The sequence below is a fragment of the Micromonospora sp. NBC_01655 genome, from assembly GCF_026339755.1.
Taxonomy (GTDB): Bacteria; Actinomycetota; Actinomycetes; order Mycobacteriales; family Micromonosporaceae; genus Micromonospora.
In genome coordinates, this window is sequence record NZ_JAPEQF010000001.1 from 6,455,437 (window position 1) to 6,472,533 (window position 17,097).

Sequence of the window (17,097 nt, forward strand, 5' to 3'; positions counted from 1 at the left end):
CCGGGCGGCGTGGGCCTGTCGGCCCCGCTGGTCACGGGCGAGCGCCGTCCCGGGGGACGACCCGGCTGCGGCCCGGTGGCGGGGTGGCGGGCCGACGGGCGGGGTCAGCCGACGGGGGCGGACTTCAGCCAGGACAGGGCGGCCTTGTGGTAGGCGACGGCGAACTCCAGCGCGCTGGCGTCGTACGAGTCGCCCTCCTTCTTGGCGTTCTTCACCTGCTCCCGCACCCGGGCCAGGGCCTCGCTGTGGTATTCGTTGGCGGAGGCCTGGAGGTTGCGCAGTTGGGTGGCCGAGTGCAGGCCGCCGAAGGCGATCCGCAGGGCGATCGGGTTGCGGATCGTGTCCCGCCCCGGTTCCTCGGCCAGCCAGCGGGAGAACGTCCGCTTTCCGGACGCGGTGATCGCGTACGGCTGGCTGGATCGCGGCCCGGGCTTGCCCAGCCGCACCAGACCGCGCTCGGCCAGCACCGGAAGCTCACGGTAGACCTGGCTGCGGGTCATCGACCAGTACGGGGCGAGCTTGCGCTCGGCGGCGGCCATCAACTGGCCGCCTGTCATGGGACCCTCGTGGAGCAGCCCGAGGAGGGCCGCCGCAGTAGGGTTCACTCCGGAATCCGCCATGCCCATTACGCTGCCACTTTGCCGACCCGGCGTCCAGGATTTGCCAGTTTCGCCACCCGGGAGGGTTTCCTATGTGCACTGTCGGCCGGCGACAGTCCGTTGAGGGTCGGTCACGGTGCGCACGGCGAGGGCCCCCGCGACGCGCCGGGAGCCCTCGCGGGGTGCGTCAGCCCATGTGGGGGTAGGTGTGGTCGGTCGGTGGGACGAAGGTCTCCTTGATCGTCCGGGGGGACGTCCAGCGGACCAGGTTGTGCCAGGAGCCGGCCTTGTCGTTGGTGCCGCTGGCCCGGGCGCCGCCGAACGGCTGCTGCCCGACCACCGCTCCGGTCGGCTTGTCGTTGATGTAGAAGTTGCCGGCCGCGTACCGCATCCGCTCGGCCACCGCGTCGACCACCCGGCGGTCGGTGGCGAAGATCGACCCGGTCAGCGCGTACGGGGCGATCGACTCGGCCTGGGCGACGACCTCGTCGAAGCGGGCGTCGTCGAAGACGTGCACGCCGAGGATCGGGCCGAAGTACTCGGTGGTGAACGTCTCATGTGCGGCGTCGGCGCACTCGAACAGGGTCGGCCGGACGAACCACCCGACCGAGTCGTCGGCGGTGCCGCCGGCCAGCACGGTGCAGGAGTCGTCGCCGGAGATCAGCTCCAGGGCGGCGGTGTGCCGGTCGAACGCCCGGGCGTCGATCACCGCGCCGCCGAAGTTGGTGAAGTCGGTGACGTCGCCGTAGGTCAGCGAGTCGGCGGTGGCGGCCAGCCGGTCGCGCAGCCCGGCGTCCCAGAGCGACCGCGGCACGTACGCCCGGGATGCGGCCGAGCACTTCTGGCCCTGGTACTCGTACGCGCCGCGGATCAGCGCGGTGTGCAGCGCGTCCACGTCGGCGCTGGCGTGCGCGACCACGAAGTCCTTGCCGCCGGTCTCGCCGACCAGCCGGGGGTAGCCCCGGTAGCGGTGGATGTTGTCGCCGACGGTCCGCCACAGTTGCTGGAAGACCTTGGTCGAGCCGGTGAAGTGGATGCCGGCCAGGTCCGGGTCGGCCAGCACCACGTCGGAGACCTCCTCGCCCCGCCCGGTGACCATGTTGATCACGCCGGGCGGCAGGCCGGCCGCCTCGAACAGCCGCATGGTGAAGTGCGCGGCGAACTGCTGGGTCGGGCCCGGCTTCCAGACCACCGTGTTGCCGAGCAGCGCCGGGGCCGAGGGCAGGTTGCCGGCGATCGCGGTGAAGTTGAACGGGGTGACCGCGTAGACGAAGCCCTCCAGGGGGCGGTGGTCGAAGCGGTTCCACACCCCCGGGGAGGAGAGCGGCTGCTCCGCCAGCAGGCCCCGGGCGAAGTGCACGTTGAACCGGAGGAAGTCGATCAGCTCACAGGCCGCGTCGATCTCGGCCTGGACGGCGGTCTTCGACTGGCCGAGCATGGTGGCGGCGTTGAGGGTGTCCCGCCACGGGCCGGAGAGCAGCTCGGCGGCGCGCAGGAAGATCGCCGCGCGCTCCTCGAACGGCAGCGCCCGCCACATCGGAGCGGCGTCCTTGGCGGCCCTGACGGCGGCGCGCGCGTCGTCGTGGGTGGCGTGGCCGGTGACGCCCAGCACGTGCGCGTGCCGGTGCGGCTGCACCACGTCGATCGGCTCGCCGCCGGCCATCCGCTGCTCGCCGGCGATGGTCATCGGCAGGTCGAGGCGCTCGCCGGCCAGCTCGGCCAGGCGTCGTTGGAGCCGCTCCCGGTCGGTGCTGCCCGGCTCGTAGGCGCGGACCGGCTCGTTACGCGGCTCGGGTACGGAGAACACGGCGTCCATCGGGGCTCCTGGCGATCTCGGCAGCGGTGGCGAAATCGGACCCGCGGACACCGGCCGGGCGGCCGGACGCCGTACGCCGCGGGCTGCACCGGTCGCGGCGGCGGGACCTGCGCCGATTCTCCCATGCGGCATCCCCGGTTCCGCCCCACCCCGGCGCCACCCGTCCGACCTGGCGCGCTTCGCGCTCCGCGCCCCGCCCTGCGAATCACCGCCCGATCCGCCCCACACCCGGCGAATCCCTGGCCCAACCCCCGCCACCCCTACGATTCCTCACCCGCCGCCGCCCCGGGGTACGGGGCCGGCGGGTGGGGGCAACGGACGGGCGGGCGGCCGGCGGCCGGGTGGCGCGTACCCTGGATGGCCGGTGACCAGGCCCACCCACGCGCCGGCAGAGTCGGCCGGGTCCGGGCGTCCGTCGAAGGGGAGACGATGAGCAACCAGCCCGGCAGCTCCACCGCCGCGGAGCCGGACCAGCCGGTGCAGGGCGCACCGGCCGGATCCGACGAGCCAGGCGACGACGGCGCCGCCGACCCGGCCTCGCCCGTCGAGCCGGCACCGGCCGACGGGGGTACGCCCCCGGCGCGTGCCCCGGGGGCGGTCGTGCTGGCGCTGCTGGCCGTGGGCTGGCTGGCGGCGATGCTCTGGTCCACCCGGGCGGCGATCACCTCCGCCGAGGCGGGGCTCACCGCGATCAGCCTCTCCGCGTTCGCGCTGCCCGGGGTCATCTCGGCCGCGCTGGTGGCCGGCGCGTCGGTCGCCCTGGCGGTGACGAACCTGCTGGCCCGGCGGGGTTCCGAGCGGGTCACCCCGCGCTTCGCCGTCGCGGTCGGCACCGGCCTGCTGGTCGGGCTCGCGGCGGCGGTGGTGATCAACCTGACCTACTTCGACAACGCGACCACCAACGTCATCGCCGGCACCACCGCCGCTGCGGCGATCATCGGCGGCGCCGTTGCCGGTGCCGGCAACGCCCGGGTGTCCGGCGCGATCATCGCCGCCGCGCTCGGCGCGCTGGTGTTCGTCGTGGCGTTCAGCCGGGCCCGGGACCCGCTGTTCGACCTCTTCGGCGCGGGCGACACCCAGGAGTCGATGTTCGGCGCCGCAAAGTGGGTGTCCCGGTCGGAGTCCCTGCTCGCCGGCCTGCTGGCGGGGCTGCTCGCCTTCGGGTACCTCACCTGGGCCCGGCGGCGCGCCGAGCGGCGCGACCCGGCCTCGCCGGCCCCCCGCTGGCCCGGCTACCTGCTCGCCGGGGCCGGTCCCGGCCTGCTCCTGCTGCTCGCCGAGGTCATCATCCGGGTCGGCGGGCGGTCCCTGCTCGACCTGGCCAGCGCGCTGAGCGAGGCGGACGCGGTCGCCCAGACCTCGCTGGGCACCTCCCGGATCGACAACGGGATCTGGGTGCTCTTCGTCGGCGCGCTCACCGCGCTGATCGCCTTCGGCCGGACGCTGGGCCCCGCGCCAGGCGACGACACCGCCGGGGAGGCGGCCGACGACGAGGCGGCGGAGGCGGTGGCCGGCCGCTGACCGGGTGCGGCGGCACGGGGCACGAGGGGGGCGGCCTCAGGACGCGGCGCGCAGCAGCTGGTCCAACTCGCTGACGTCGTACCACTCCAGCTCGTGGTCCTCGGCGCCGTCGACGGTGAACTGGGCGTCCGGGTCGCCGGCCAGCGCCTCGGCGGCCACGGACGCGGCGGCGGCCACGTCGTCGCGCGCGTCGTCGCCGTCGACGTGCAGCGCGGCGACCGCCGTCACCGGCACCGGCCGGACCAGCCGGACGGCGCTGGAGCCGAGCACGTCGTCGGTGCGCCGCAGTGCCGAGGCGGGGACGTCGACGGAGACCACCACGCGCCGGCGGGGCGCGGCCGGGTCGTCCCGGAGCAGCAGCAGCGCGTCCTGGGCGGCCCGGGTGAACGCGACGTACTCCAGTTCCTCCTCGTCGCCCTCGGCGTACCACTCGCGCAGGGCGGGGGTCACCGCGTGGGCGTCGGTCTCGGGCAGCCCCTGCTCGGGGAGGCGGGCCAGCATCGGCACGATCGCCGGCACGTACACCCGGACAAGCTCCTCGGTCACCGGTCGTCTCCCCCGCTCCGCCTCCCGACCGGCACGCGCCGGCCCCGGGCGCCGATCATGCCGTACGCCGTGACCGTCATACACCCCGCACCCGCGTTGCGGAAGGTTGCCGCGCGGGTCCGGGTCGACGGCGCTGTCGGCAGGAGATGGCAAACTGAGGCAAACGACGCCAACCCCGGGAGTTTCCGTGGAGCCGAGGTTCCTGCTGCTCTCCGACGTGGCCGCCGAGCTCAACGTGTCGGATTCGCAGGTCTACCACATGGTGCGCGGCGGTGAGCTGCCCGCGATCAAGATCGGCGGACGGGGGCAGTGGCGGGTCGAGCGCGCCCGCCTGGAGGAGTACATCCAGCGCAAGTACGCCGAGACCGCCGAGTGGGTCCGGGACAACCCGCTGACCGATCGCGACACCGAGTAGCGTCCACCGCACCGAGCGGCATTGACCCTGGACGTCGTCTGCCCGAGAATCGAAGCTGTCGGAGGCAAACGAAGGTAAACGCAAGCATCGGGGGTTGCGATGATTGAGTCCCGTCGTCCCGGTCCCGTCCGCCCGCCGGTCCGGGTGCGGCCGGCACCCCCGCTCGACCCGCCGTTCACCGAGGAGCCGGCCGAGGGCTGGCCCCGCCCGGTCGCCGCCCAACTGGCCCTCGACCTGTTCGAGGCGCACCGCCGCGCCCCGGCCCGCCCCGGCGGGCGCCCGCACGACCCCCGCCCCACCCCTGGCGGTCCCGGGCGGGCCACTCCGTCGGCCCCGCCACCCGCCGCGCTGGTCACGGCCACGCCGGAGGCCACCCGGGCCGCCCAGCGCTTCGTCACCACCTGCCTGGAGATCCTCAACGGGTACCGGCCGCTCGGGCAGATCCGCCCGATGAGCGAGCCGGCCTGCTCGGCGGCCGTGGTGCACGAGCTGACCAGGGCGGCGGCGCGCACCGGCCCGGTCCGTCGCCGCGCCACCCGCCCGACCGTACGGCTGCGCCGGCTGCGGGTCTGCGAACCCCGTCCCGCTGCCGTGGAGGCCGCCGCCGTCCTGGGCAGCGCCGCCGGGCGCACCTGGGCGATGGCGCTGCGCCTGGAACACCGGCGCGGTCGCTGGCTCTGCACCGCGCTCCAACTCGTCTGACCGCCCCAGACCCGCCCCAGGGGCCGGGAGCAGCTCGACCCGGCCGGCGGGGACGGCAAGGGGCCCCGGCCGTCGCCGGGGCCCCTTGCGTGCTCGCTGCTGGGACGGGTGCCGCCGTCGGCGGCATCCGGACAGGTCAGTTGCCGCCGTTGGCGGCGCCGTGGCAGCGCTTGTACTTGCGGCCGGAGCCGCACGGGCAGGGCGCGTTACGCGACGGACCGCCGGCCTCTCCCCGGGCCGGGACCGTGTCCCGGGCGGAGCCGGCCGCCACGGCCTGCCCGCTCCCGCCGAAGGCGGCCGGGCGGCGCTGGGCCTCGGGGGCCGGCGGGGCCGCCGGCCGGGCCGCCCGCTCGGAACGGGCCGCGCGGACCGGCGGGGCCTGCTCCTCGGGCCGCTCCACGGCGACCGCCCCGGCACCGGCCTCACCGTCGATGGTCGGCGCGGAGTACTGCAGGCCCTGCTGCTGGGGGGCGCGGCCCAGGCCCTTGGCCCGGATCTCCACCGGCTTCTCCAGCAGCTGCACCTCCTCGGCCTCAGCCTCGGCCTCGGCCTGCTGAACCTGGACCTCCAGGTTGTAGAGGAAACCGACCGTCTCCTCCTTGATGCCCTCCATCATGGTGGCGAACATGTCGAAGCCCTCGCGCTGGTATTCCACCACCGGGTCGCGCTGGGCGTACGCCCGCAGGCTGATGCCCTCCTGGAGGTAGTCCATCTCGTAGAGGTGCTCGCGCCACTTGCGGTCGATGACCTGGAGCAGCACCATCCGCTCCAGCTCGCGGGTGCCCTCCTCGCCGAGCTGCTCCTCACGCCGGTCGTAGGCGGCGTTCGCGTCCTCCTTGAGGCGGGCGAGCAGGAAGTCCTGGTCGAAGCCGGCCCGGGAGCCGATCTCCTCCTCCAGCTCGTCCAGGGTCACGCCGACCGGGTAGAGCTGCTTGAGGTTGGACCAGAGCTGTTCGAGGTCCCAGTCCTCGGCGTAGCCGTCGCTGGTGGCGCCGACCACGTAGGCGCCGACCACGTCGTCGATCATGTTGCGGACCTGGTCGGAGAGGTCCTCGCCGTTGAGCACCCGCAGCCGCTCGGCGTAGATGACCTGGCGCTGCTTGTTGAGCACCTCGTCGTACTTCAGGACGTTCTTGCGGATCTCGGCGTTCTGGCCCTCGATCTGGGCCTGGGCGCTCTTGATCTGGCGGGTGACCATCTTCGACTCGATGGGCACGTCCTCCGGGATGTTGAAGCGGTCCATCACCGCCTCGACAGCGCCGGCCCGGAACCGCTTCATCAGCTCGTCCTGTAGGGACAGGTAGAAGCGGGACTCCCCCGGGTCACCCTGCCGGCCGGCCCGACCGCGCAGCTGGTTGTCGATCCGCCGGGACTCGTGCCGCTCGGTGCCCAGCACGTAGAGCCCGCCGGCGCCGGCGACCTCCTCCGCCTCGGCCTCGCAGGCCTGCTTCCACTTGGGCAGGACCTCCTCCATGGCCTTGGCGTACTCCTCCTCGTTCTCCGCCGGGTCGAGGCCGCGCTGGCGCAGCTCGTTGGCGGCGAGGAACTCGGCGTTGCCGCCGAGCAGGATGTCGGTGCCCCGGCCGGCCATGTTGGTGGCCACGGTGACCGCGCCCTTGCGCCCGGCCTGGGCGACGATCTCCGCCTCCTTGGCGTGGAACTTGGCGTTCAGCACGGAGTGCGGGATGCCCCGGCGGCGCAGCAGCTGGGAGATGATCTCGGAGTTCTCCACCGAGACGGTGCCGACCAGCACCGGCTGACCGGCCTGGTGCCGCTCGGCGATGTCCTCGATGACCGCGTTGAACTTGGCCTTCTCGGTCTTGTAGATGACGTCGGCCCGGTCCTGCCGGACCATCGGCCGGTGGGTCGGGATGGTCACCACGCCGACCTTGTAGACCTTGTTGAACTCGCCCGCCTCGGTCTGGGCGGTGCCGGTCATGCCGGAGAGCTTCTCGTAGAGGCGGAAGTAGTTCTGGAGGGTGATGGTGGCCAGGGTCTGGTTCTCCTGCTTGATCTCCACCCCCTCCTTGGCCTCGATCGCCTGGTGCATGCCCTCGTTGTAACGGCGCCCGTGCAGGATGCGGCCGGTGAACTCGTCGACGATCAGGACCTCGCCGTCGCTGACGATGTAGTCCTTGTCGCGCTTGTACAGCTCCTTGGCCTTGATGGCGTTGTTCAGGTAGCCGACGAGGGGGGTGTTCACCGACTCGTAGAGGTTGTCGATGCCGAGCCGGTCCTCCACCTTCGCCACGCCGCGCTCGGTCACCGCGATGGTGCGCTTGGCGTAGTCGACCTCGTAGTCGCCCTCGCCGTCCTTGCCGGGCTGGAGCCGGGCCACCACGCCGGAGAACTCGCCGTACCAGCGGGCCGAGTGCTCGGCCGGGCCGGAGATGATCAGCGGCGTCCGGGCCTCGTCGATCAGGATCGAGTCGACCTCGTCGACCACGGCGAAGTTGTGCCCGCGCTGGACCAGCTCGTCCTTCGACCAGGCCATGTTGTCGCGCAGGTAGTCGAAGCCGAACTCGTTGTTGGTGCCGTAGGTGATGTCGCACTCGTACGCGGCGCGGTGCTCGCTGGCCGGCCGGTTGGGCAGGACCACGCCGACGGTGAGGCCGAGGAACTCGTGCACCTGGCCCATCCAGGCGGCGTCACGCTGGGCCAGGTAGTCGTTCACCGTGACCACGTGCACGCCCTTGCCGGACAGCGCGTTGAGGTAGACCGCCATGACCGAGGTCAGCGTCTTGCCCTCACCGGTCTTCATCTCGGCGATGTTGCCGAAGTGCAGCGCCGCGCCACCCATCACCTGGACGTCGTACGGCCGCTGGCCGAGCACCCGGGCTGCCGCCTCGCGCACCGTGGCGAACGCCTCCGGCAGCAGGTCGTCGAGGGTCTCCCCGTCGGCGAGCCGCTCCCGGTACTGGTCGGTGAGGCCCCGCAGCTCGTCGTCGGTGAGGTTGACGTAGTCGTCCTCGATCGAGTTGACGGCGGCGGCGATGGCCTTCAGCCGGCGCACCATGCGGCCCTCGCCCGCGCGGAGGACCTTTTCCAGAATCGACACGGATCAACGCTCCCCTAGACAGTCTCGACCCATCGTAGGCGCTCCGTCGGCCTGATGGTCACTGGTGGCGGCGGTCCGATCGGCCGAACCCGACATAACGCTCGGACCGCGGGCCGGCGGCGGGATATCCGGTTACGCCCAGCGCGAACGATCCGGCACGATGGATCGGGTGGAACCCGTGGAACTCACCGAGGACGGTCTGCTGTTGCGGCCCTGGCGGGCGACCGACGCGGACGCCGTGCACCGGGCCTGCCAGGATCCGGACATCCAGCGCTGGACCACCGTACCGCGCCCGTACCTGCCCGAACATGCCCGCGGGTTCGTCACCGAACTCAGCGCGGCGGCCTGGCGCGACGGCACGGGCGCCCCGTTCGCCGTCTGCGACGCCGGCACCGGGGAACTGTTGGCCTCCTGCGGCCTGGTGTCGCTGCACCAGGCGACCGACACCGGTGAGATCGGCTACTGGGTGGCCCCCTGGGCCCGGGGCCGGGGCGTCGCCGCCCGGGCCACCCGGGTGGTCGCCCGGTGGGCGTTCGACGCGCCCGGACTGCGCCGGCTGATCTGGCAGGCCGAGATCGGCAACCACGCGTCCCGGCTGGCCGCGCTGCGCGCCGGCTTCCGGATCGAGGGCGAGCTGCGGCTGGCCCACCCGTCGCCCGACGGCCGGCGGGAGGGCTGGATCGGCTCCCTGCTCCCCGGCGAGCTGCCCGCGCCGGGCGCCCCCGGCCCGGCCGGCCCGCAGACCCTGGACGCCCGCCGGGCCGCCGTCTTCGGCCGGGCGCAGCCCACCCTGTTCGCCACCGTCGGGGCCGAGGAACTGCGGCTGCGGCCGATCGAGGAACGCGACCTGGACGCGGTCGCCGAGACCTGCCGGGACCCGCACACGGTCGAGTGGACCACCGTGCCGGCCCCGTACGACCGGGCGCACGCCGAGAGGTTCAAGCACGACACGGCCGACACGGCCTGGGCGCGCGGCACCGGCGCGTACTTCACCGTCGCCGACGGCGACGACCGGTACGCCGGCTCGATCGACCTGCGGATCCTCGCCGGCGACCCGGCGGCGGGCACGGTCGGCTTCATGACCGCGCCGCACGCCCGGGGCCGGGGGTACATGCCGGCCGCGACCGCCGCCCTGACCGCCTGGGGCTTCACCACCCTCGGCCTGGCCCGGGTCGAGTGGCGGGCACTGGTCGGCAACACCGCCTCCCGCCGGGTGGCCGAGAAGGCCGGCTTCACCGTCGAGGGCGTGGTGCGGGCGGCGCTGACCGTCCGCGACGGCGCCCGGGGCGACGCCTGGGTCGGCTCGCTGCTCCCCGGGGACCTGGCGTGACGGCGCTGCCCGACACCGTCGAGGCCGAGCGGGTCCGGCTGCGGCCGTTCCGCGCGGACGACGTCGCGGACACGGCGGCGGCCTGCGCCGACCCGCTGACCCAGCGGTTCATCTCCGGCCTGCCCGGCCCGTACACCGAGGCGGACGCCCGGTGGTGGGTCGCCGAGGGCGCCCCGGCGACCCGGGCCACCGGCGGGGCCGCGTACGCGGTCGCGGACCCGGCGACCGACCGGCTGCTCGGCGGCATCGGCCTGAGCAACCCGGTCGCGCTGCGGGGACAGGCGGAAATCGGCTACTGGGTCGCGCCGTGGGCGCGCGGGCACGGGGTGGCCACCGCCGCGACCAGGGCGCTGGCCGCGGCGGCGTTCGCGCACGGCACCACCCGGCTGGAACTACTCACCCACCCGGAGAACACGGCCAGCCAGCGGGTCGCGCTCGCCGCCGGCTTCCGGCACGAGGGGGTACGCCGCGCGGCACACCCCACCCGTGGCGGCGGCCGGCACGACCTGGTCTGCTGGGTGCGGCTGGCCGACGACCCGCCCGGCCCCGTGGCCCGGACCCTGCCCGACCTGCCCGACGGCCGGCTCACCGACGGCGTGGTGGCCCTGCGCCCGGTCGGCGGGGACGACGTGGCGGGGATGTACCGGCTGCACCGCCGGCCCGAGGTGGTCGCCAACCGGGTGCCGCCGGAGCCGCCGTCGCTCGCCGAGATCGAACGGCGCTGCCGGCTCGCGGAGAGCCGCTGGCTGGCCGGGGTCTCCGCCGACCTGGTCATCCTGGACGCGGCGACCGGCGAACTGGTCGGCGGATGCGCCCTGTACTACGACGAGCCGATGACCGGGCAGGCCATGATCGGCTACAGCATGCTGCCGGCCGGACGGGGCCGGGGCCTGGCCACCCGGGCGGCGCGCCTCGTCGCCGGCTGGGCGTTCGACGAGGTCGGGATCTCGCGGATCTGGGCGGGCACCCGCCCGGAGAACGTGGCCTCGCAGCGGGTGCTGGAAAAGGTCGGCTTCTCCCGCGAGGGCCTGATGCGCGGCCGGCTGCCCGGCCCGGACGGCACCCGGGTCGACTCGGTCGTCTACGCCCTGCTCGCCGCCGAGCTTCCCCGCTGACCCGTGCGGGCCAGCGGGGAACGGCCGGGCGGGGTCAGGTGTCGAGGGAGATGATGCCGTAGTCGTAGGCGTGCCTGCGGTAGACGACGCTGGGGCGGCCGGACTCCTTGTCGTGGAACAGGTAGAAGTCGTGCCCGACCAGTTCCATCTGGAACAGCGCGTCGTCGACCGTCATCGGCTCGGCGGGGTGGACCTTCGCCCGGGCGATGTGCCAGGGCTGGTCCTCGTGCTCCTCCTCGACCCGCTCGGCGACGGCGGTGGCCGACCGTGCGCCGTCGAGGGCCGCGACCGGGGCCCCGAGGTCGGCGACCGGCAGGTCGGCCGTGGCCGCCGCGACGGAGATCGGCGCGTGCCGGCCCCGGTGCACCCGGCGGCGGTCCGCCGCCCGGCGCAGCCGGGTGTCCAGCTTGGCGATCGCGGTGTCGAGCGCGCTGTAGAAATCGTTCGTGCAGGCCTCGGCCCTAATCACCGGACCACGGGAAACGCACGTTATCTCGACACGCTGGCAATGATCGGACTGGCGCGGATTGCGCTCGTGGAACAACTCGACGTCCACACGAATCAGTTTGTGGTCGTAGCGTTCGATCTTCGCGAGCTTTTCGGCTACGTGCACCCGGTAATGATCGGGAACCTCGACGTTGCGGCCCTTGACCACGATGTCCACGTGACCTCCCTTGTTCGGACGGCCTTCGATTCGGAAATCCCCGGCCGGCTCGCCCCCTGGGCAGTCCGTACGGCGTCGGCCGGGTCAGTGCGGCTCCGCCTCCTCTCACCGCCGGGGGCGGGTGGGAATGCCTTCCTACCCCCGACACGAAAACGCTAACCCCTGTTCGTCCGCCAGTCACCCCCCGCCGCGGAAAGGCTCAGAATTTTCACAGGACGGACACTGTCGGGTGAATCACAAACACGAAACGTTATCGGCGACGCCGTTTCTGGGTCGCGGCGAGCACCGCGGCGGCCTGCGGTGCCAGGCCGGCGGCGCGCAGCCCCCGGGCTGCGGCGGCCAGGGTGACCCCGGTGGTGACGATGTCGTCGAGCAGCACGACCACCGGCGCCGGCGCGCCGGCGCGGGACCGGGGCACGGCCGTCCCGGCGCGGGGCCGAAACGCCGACTCCGCCGCCCGGGCGCGACCGGCGCGGTCCAGGGTGGCCGAGTCCGGCCGGGGCAGCGCCCGCAGCGGCCGGACCACCCGCACCGGCCACCCGGCCCGGCGCAGCCGGACGGCCGCGTGCCGGGCCAGCCGGCCCAGGTGGTCGCCGTACCGGGCGCGGGCCGCCGCCGCCGTGTCCGGCACCGGGGCCAGCAGCACCGGCCGCGGCCCGCCCACCGCGTCGGCCACCACCTCAGCGAGCAGGCCGCCCAGCGGCCGGGCCAGCCCGTGCCGGCCACGCTCCTTGTACGCCAGCAGCGCCTCCCGCAACGGCCCGGCGTACGGGCCGAGGGCGACGCAGGGCGGCAGGCCGGCCGGGGCGGGGGTGGGGCGTACGGGGCGGGGGCCCAGTTCCTCCAGCGCCGCCTGGCAGCGGGGGCAGAACCCGCGCCGGACGGCCGCCGGGCGGTCCCGGCAGCCGGCGCACTCCACCGGCAGCACCAGGTCGGTGAGGTCCGCCCAGAGCCCGCCGAGCACGCCGCCCACCGCGCCCACTCAGTAGAGGAAGAACGGGGCGGTCGGGTTGCCGGCCCGCACCCCGGCCGGCGGCGGGGTCACCTCCAGCACCTGGTCCCGCTTGATGGTGTCGAACGGGTTGTTCCGGTACGCCACCCCGTTCGCCTCGTACATCAGGTTCCCGCTGGAGAACGGCACCACCGGGTTCAGCGGGTACGTCGACAGGTGGGTCACCCGGGCACCGACGTCGTTGCGCAGCGCCGTTTCCAGGGCACCGTCCACGCTGATCTGGTAGACCGCCGGCCGTCCCACCGACCCGGCCAGGTCCAAGCTGTTCTCCGTCGCCCAGTCGACCGCGGAGAGATCGGTCAGCGAGGTGACCAGCCGGCGGGCCGGGCCCACGGAGACCACACCGCCGTTCAGGTTGACCGCCGCGACGTACAGGCCGCCTCCGACGATCGCCGCGATCCGGTGCCCGTCCAGCGAGGCGGCCACCGCCGTCACCCCGCCCTCGACGGTCAGCGGCACCACCCGCAACTGGGCGTTCCCGTCGAAGCGGTAGAGCCGGCCGTCGGCCACCACCAGCCCCTGCGGGCGTTCCGGGTCGAGCGAACGCAGCCAGACCGGCCGCCCCATGGAGGCGTACGACTGGGGGCTGCGCTGGAAGATGCTCACCGGCACCGCACCGGCACCGACCGTGAGCCGCTGCCGCTGGTCCGCCCCGGTCGTCACCAGGGCCGCCAGCACCGCGTCGCCGGAGCGGCTGAACCCGGCCGACACGACGCCCTTGTTGTACGCCGCCGCGACCGGCACCTGGCCGCTCGCCTCACCGGCGAGGGCGAGCGGGTGGACCGCCCCGTCGTAGACGCAGAACCGCTGCGGGTCGTCGGTGATCGGGTACGCCGGATTCGCCCGGCGGTGCGCGGCGAGGTCGGGCACCTTCTTCCGGGACTGGTTGTGGATCTTCAGCTCCAGTTGGCCGTCCAACTCCGGCAGCGACCAGGCGAGCTGGTCGATGAGCTGCTCGATCCGCTTGTCGTCCGCGTCGACGGGCATGTCGAGGTTGACCTCCCACTGCCCGTCCGACTCGGTCGCGTTGTTGATCAGGCGGGTGCCGTCCGGCAGCCGGCTCGTCCCCGACCCCAGCCACTCCGACGGCCCGGCCGTCAGCCACTTCACCACCTCGGTGACCCGCCGCTCGTCGGGCACGGCCAAGGGCAGGTAGCGCTGGTCGGGCACCAGCCGGGTGCGGTCGGTGTTCCAGAAGTAGACGGTGTGGGTCTGGTAGTACTGCCGCAGCGCGTCGTCGCTGAGCAGCAGCACGTTCGGCGGGGGGTCCTTGACGAACCAGCCGGCGTCCGGCTTGTCCTCCTGGGCGGCGCTCAGCTTGAACCGGTACTCGGTGTCGGTGGCCACCGGCGGCACCAGCGTGCCGTCGGCGCGTAGCAGGCCGATCTGCTGCACCCGGAGGGTGACCTTGATGCCGTCGGTGGTCTCGGTGATCACCGGCGTCTCGCGCAGTCGCACCACGGTGAGAGCCACCTCGCTGGGCTGCTTCTCCTGGATCCGGCTGCGCCCGTCCGGGGCGACGAACTGCTTGACCCGGTAGTAGGCCCGGTCCGCCTCACCGGCGGCGGCGGAGAGGAAGTTCGTGACGAAGGCACTGCGGTCGGTGCCGCTGGCCGTGGGGCCCGGCGGCTCGTCCCGGCGGTAACTCGACGAGCCGGACCGGGCGGCGGTCACCTGCCCGTCGACCCTGACCTCGGACTCCTCGGGGATGCCGCAGCCGGCGATCCCGGCGAGCAGGAGCAGCCCCGCGAGGGACCCGGCGAGCCCCCGGCGCGGCGTCACGACCCCACCTCCGCGCGGTCGCCGGTCGCCGGGGCTGGACCGACGGCCAGCGCGCCCCCGGTGCCGGGGCCGATGGCGAGCAGCCCGCCGTCCCGGGGGCCGCCGAACGGCAGGGCCGCGTCGCCGGGGACCAGCCGCAGCGGGGACGTGGTCAGCCGGTCGCCGGCCCGGGCCGGCAGGGTGAGCCGGAACTGGGCGCCCTGGCCCGGCGCGCCCCACGCCTCCAGCCAGCCGCCGTGCAGTCGGGCGTCCTCCAGGCTGATGGACAGGCCGAGACCGGTGCCCCCGGTCTGTCGGGCCCGGGACGGGTCGGCCCGCCAGAACCGGTTGAAGACCAGCTTCTCCTCGCCCGGCTTGAGCCCCACACCGTGGTCCCGCACGGTGATCGCGACCGCCGTCTGGTCGTGCCCGAGCGTGATCAGGACGGGCTTGGCCTCGCCGTGCTCGACGGCGTTGCCGACCAGGTTGCGCAGCACCCGCTCGACCCGGCGCGGGTCCACCTCGGCGATCACCGGGGCTTCGGGCACGTCCAGCTCGATGGCCACCCCGACCCGCTCGGCCAGCCCGGCCAGCCGGTCGGCGACCCGGTGCACCACCGGCACCAGGTCGGTCGGCTCGGCGTCCAGCATGGCGAACCCGGCGTCGAAGCGGCTGATCTCCAGCAGGTCGGTGAGCAGCTCCTCGAACCGGTCCAGCTCGGCCTGGAGCAGCTCGGCGCTGCGGGCCACCGCCGGGTCGAACTCGTCCCGCTCGGCGAAGATCAGGTCGGCGGCCATCCGGACCGTGGTCAGCGGGGTGCGCAGCTCGTGGGAGACGTCGGAGGTGAAGCGGCGCTGCAACCGGGACATCTCCTCCAGCCGGAGGATCTGCCGTTGCAGGTTGGTGGCCATCTGGTTGAACGACGCGGCCAGCAGGGCCAGGTCGTCCTCCCCGTTGACCACCATCCGCTGGTCGAGCAGGCCGGCGGAGAGCCGCTGGGCCGTCCGGGCGGCCACCCGCACCGGCGTCACCACCAGCCGGGTGACCAGGGCGGCGAGCAGGCCGAGCAGGAGCACCAGCGCCGCCCCGGTGGCCACCACGGTGGCCCGGGCGTCCGCCGCCGTGGCGGCCTGGCGGGTCAGCGGCACCAGGTAGTACAACTCCACCTGGCCGAAGCGGGTCGGCACCGGCGAGCCGTACACCAGGTACTTCGTGGGGCCGGCGGCCAGCCGGCCGGTGCGGATCTGGCTGGCGATGTTGCCCCCGGCGACCGTGGCCCGCAGCTCCCGGCTGATCAGCGGGCCGACCTCCACGTCCGGGGAGAAGCGCGGCTCGATGATGCCGGTGTACTCGTCGGCGATGATCCCGACCACCACCCCGCTGGTCTGCTGCGGGTCCCCGCCGGCCAGGTAGTTGACCGTGCCGTCGATGGTGTCCTGGAGCTGGGCCTCCTGCGCCTGGCTGTAGAGGCTGAACTGCTTCGCCGCGTAGTCGCTGCCGCTGTTGAGCCGGAGCCGGACGTCGGTCTCGGCGTTCTCCACCAGGATGTTGGTGATCTTGTCGGCGATCAGGTACGCGAACCCGCCGACGAGCAGGCTGGAGGTGACCAGCGTGATGGTCACCACCCGGACCTGCAACGAGCGGCGCCAGGCGTGGTGCAGGGCGCCCGCCAGCCGGGCCACCCGCCCGGCCAGCACGCGCCACAGCTCCCGCCCGGCGCGTGGCCGGCGGGTGACCGTGGGTGCGGGACCGGACGTCGGGGAGGTGGTCACAGTGCGACCAAGGCTATCCGGTGCCGGCCTTGTAGCCCACGCCCCGGACGGTGAGGATGATTTCCGGTCGCTCCGGGTCCGGCTCGATCTTGGCCCGTAGCCGCTGCACGTGCACGTTGACCAGCCGGGTGTCGGCGGCGTGCCGGTATCCCCAGACCTGCTCCAGCAGCACCTCCCGGGTGAACACCTGACGCGGCTTGCGGGCGAGCGCGACCAGCAGGTCGAACTCCAGCGGCGTCAGCTTCACCTCCTCGCCGTTGCGGCTGACGGTGTGCGCCGGCACGTCGATGCTGATCTGGTTGCCGGGCGGCCCGATGGTCAGCATCTCCGGCGCCACGTCCTCACCCCGGCGCAGCCGGGCCCGCATCCGGGCCACCAGTTCCTTGGGCTTGAACGGCTTCACCACGTAGTCGTCGGCGCCGGACTCCAGCCCGAGCACCACGTCGACGGTGTCGCTCTTGGCCGTGAGCATCACGATCGGCACGCCGGACTCGCCGCGGATCGCCCGGGCCACGTCGATACCGCTCATTCCGGGCAGCATCAGGTCGAGCAGGACGATGTCGGGCCGGTTCTCCCGGAACGCGGCCAGCGCCCGTTCCCCGTCGGCGACGAACGAGGGCAGGAAGCCCTCGCTGCGCAGGACGATGCCGAGCATCTCGGCGAGCGCGGGGTCGTCGTCGACCACCAGTACCCGGGCTCTCATGGGATTTATACTTCCATCCCCCTTCGTCTCGGTGGGACCGGCGTCACCTTGACAGCGGCGGCGGGTCGCCGGGATCGGCGTCA

At 73.7% G+C, this 17,097-nt stretch carries 14 protein-coding genes; 5 read left to right on the forward strand and 9 right to left on the reverse strand.

Annotated elements, in window-relative coordinates; all coding sequences use genetic code 11:
* Positions 1 to 104 precede the first annotated feature (104 nt).
* Positions 105 to 620, reverse strand: coding sequence for a PadR family transcriptional regulator (locus OOK41_RS28430; RefSeq protein ID WP_117666883.1), 516 nt, complete (start codon positions 618 to 620; stop codon positions 105 to 107).
* Positions 621 to 786: 166 nt separating this feature from the next.
* Positions 787 to 2,415, reverse strand: a complete 1,629-nt coding sequence (gene pruA / locus OOK41_RS28435) for an L-glutamate gamma-semialdehyde dehydrogenase (RefSeq protein WP_266267341.1) — start codon at positions 2,413 to 2,415, stop codon at positions 787 to 789.
* A gap of 429 nt (positions 2,416 to 2,844) precedes the next feature.
* On the opposite strand from pruA, the gene OOK41_RS28440 reads away from it, so the two are divergent.
* Positions 2,845 to 3,936, forward strand: a complete 1,092-nt coding sequence (locus OOK41_RS28440) for a hypothetical protein (RefSeq protein ID WP_266267342.1) — start codon at positions 2,845 to 2,847, stop codon at positions 3,934 to 3,936.
* Between the two features lie 36 nt (positions 3,937 to 3,972).
* On the opposite strand, the gene OOK41_RS28445 is transcribed toward OOK41_RS28440, so the two are convergent.
* Positions 3,973 to 4,482 carry a hypothetical protein gene (locus OOK41_RS28445; RefSeq protein ID WP_266267343.1) on the reverse strand — a complete coding sequence of 170 codons (510 nt, stop codon included), beginning with the start codon at positions 4,480 to 4,482 and terminating at the stop codon, positions 3,973 to 3,975.
* A 187-nt stretch (positions 4,483 to 4,669) separates the two neighbouring features.
* On the opposite strand from OOK41_RS28445, the gene OOK41_RS28450 reads away from it, so the two are divergent.
* Complete coding sequence (locus OOK41_RS28450; RefSeq protein ID WP_117665847.1) at positions 4,670 to 4,897, forward strand: helix-turn-helix domain-containing protein; 228 nt, start codon at positions 4,670 to 4,672, stop codon at positions 4,895 to 4,897.
* Between the two features lie 99 nt (positions 4,898 to 4,996).
* Positions 4,997 to 5,599: an Rv3235 family protein gene (locus OOK41_RS28455; protein ID WP_117665845.1), complete on the forward strand. Its 603-nt coding sequence runs from the start codon at positions 4,997 to 4,999 to the stop codon at positions 5,597 to 5,599.
* A 136-nt stretch (positions 5,600 to 5,735) separates the two neighbouring features.
* On the opposite strand, the gene secA is transcribed toward OOK41_RS28455, so the two are convergent.
* Positions 5,736 to 8,657, reverse strand: coding sequence for a preprotein translocase subunit SecA (gene secA, locus OOK41_RS28460; RefSeq protein ID WP_266267344.1), 2,922 nt, complete (start codon positions 8,655 to 8,657; stop codon positions 5,736 to 5,738).
* A 160-nt stretch (positions 8,658 to 8,817) separates the two neighbouring features.
* On the opposite strand from secA, the gene OOK41_RS28465 reads away from it, so the two are divergent.
* Positions 8,818 to 9,987 (forward strand): GNAT family N-acetyltransferase, encoded by a 1,170-nt coding sequence (locus OOK41_RS28465; RefSeq protein ID WP_266267345.1) that lies wholly within the window; start codon positions 8,818 to 8,820, stop codon positions 9,985 to 9,987.
* Positions 9,984 to 11,102 carry a GNAT family N-acetyltransferase gene (locus tag OOK41_RS28470; RefSeq protein ID WP_243639169.1) on the forward strand — a complete coding sequence of 373 codons (1,119 nt, stop codon included), beginning with the start codon at positions 9,984 to 9,986 and terminating at the stop codon, positions 11,100 to 11,102. The genes OOK41_RS28465 and OOK41_RS28470 overlap by 4 nt, the downstream gene beginning before the upstream one ends.
* A 34-nt stretch (positions 11,103 to 11,136) precedes the next feature.
* Here the strand turns inward: OOK41_RS28470 and raiA are convergent, their stop codons facing one another.
* The 5 genes from raiA to mtrA all read right to left on the reverse strand — a co-directional run bounded on the left by raiA (position 11,137) and on the right by mtrA (position 17,014).
* Positions 11,137 to 11,766, reverse strand: a complete 630-nt coding sequence (gene raiA / locus OOK41_RS28475) for a ribosome-associated translation inhibitor RaiA (RefSeq protein WP_117665841.1) — start codon at positions 11,764 to 11,766, stop codon at positions 11,137 to 11,139.
* Positions 11,767 to 12,016: 250 nt separating this feature from the next.
* On the reverse strand, positions 12,017 to 12,694 hold the full coding sequence (locus OOK41_RS28480; protein WP_266268027.1) for a ComF family protein: 678 nt from the start codon (positions 12,692 to 12,694) through the stop codon (positions 12,017 to 12,019).
* A gap of 54 nt (positions 12,695 to 12,748) precedes the next feature.
* Positions 12,749 to 14,560 carry an LpqB family beta-propeller domain-containing protein gene (locus tag OOK41_RS28485; RefSeq protein WP_266267346.1) on the reverse strand — a complete coding sequence of 604 codons (1,812 nt, stop codon included), beginning with the start codon at positions 14,558 to 14,560 and terminating at the stop codon, positions 12,749 to 12,751.
* Positions 14,557 to 16,311: an MtrAB system histidine kinase MtrB gene (mtrB, locus tag OOK41_RS28490; protein ID WP_266267347.1), complete on the reverse strand. Its 1,755-nt coding sequence runs from the start codon at positions 16,309 to 16,311 to the stop codon at positions 14,557 to 14,559. Before mtrB ends, OOK41_RS28485 begins: the two co-directional genes overlap by 4 nt.
* Before the next feature lie 13 nt (positions 16,312 to 16,324).
* A complete protein-coding gene (mtrA, locus tag OOK41_RS28495) occupies positions 16,325 to 17,014 on the reverse strand; it encodes an MtrAB system response regulator MtrA (protein WP_117665835.1) in 690 nt (229 codons plus the stop codon).
* Positions 17,015 to 17,097: the final 83 nt, after the last annotated feature.

Bases quoted from the DNA above. Each gene is read 5' to 3' on its own strand.
- OOK41_RS28430 (WP_117666883.1), bottom strand. From the start codon at position 620: ATGGCGGATTCCGGAGTGAACCCTACTGCGGCGGCCCTCCTCGGGCTG.
- pruA (WP_266267341.1), bottom strand. From the start codon at position 2,415: ATGGACGCCGTGTTCTCCGTACCCGAGCCGCGTAACGAGCCGGTCCGC.
- OOK41_RS28440 (WP_266267342.1), top strand. From the start codon at position 2,845: ATGAGCAACCAGCCCGGCAGCTCCACCGCCGCGGAGCCGGACCAGCCG.
- OOK41_RS28455 (WP_117665845.1), top strand. From the start codon at position 4,997: ATGATTGAGTCCCGTCGTCCCGGTCCCGTCCGCCCGCCGGTCCGGGTG.
- OOK41_RS28465 (WP_266267345.1), top strand. From the start codon at position 8,818: ATGGATCGGGTGGAACCCGTGGAACTCACCGAGGACGGTCTGCTGTTG.
- mtrA (WP_117665835.1), bottom strand. From the start codon at position 17,014: ATGAGAGCCCGGGTACTGGTGGTCGACGACGACCCCGCGCTCGCCGAG.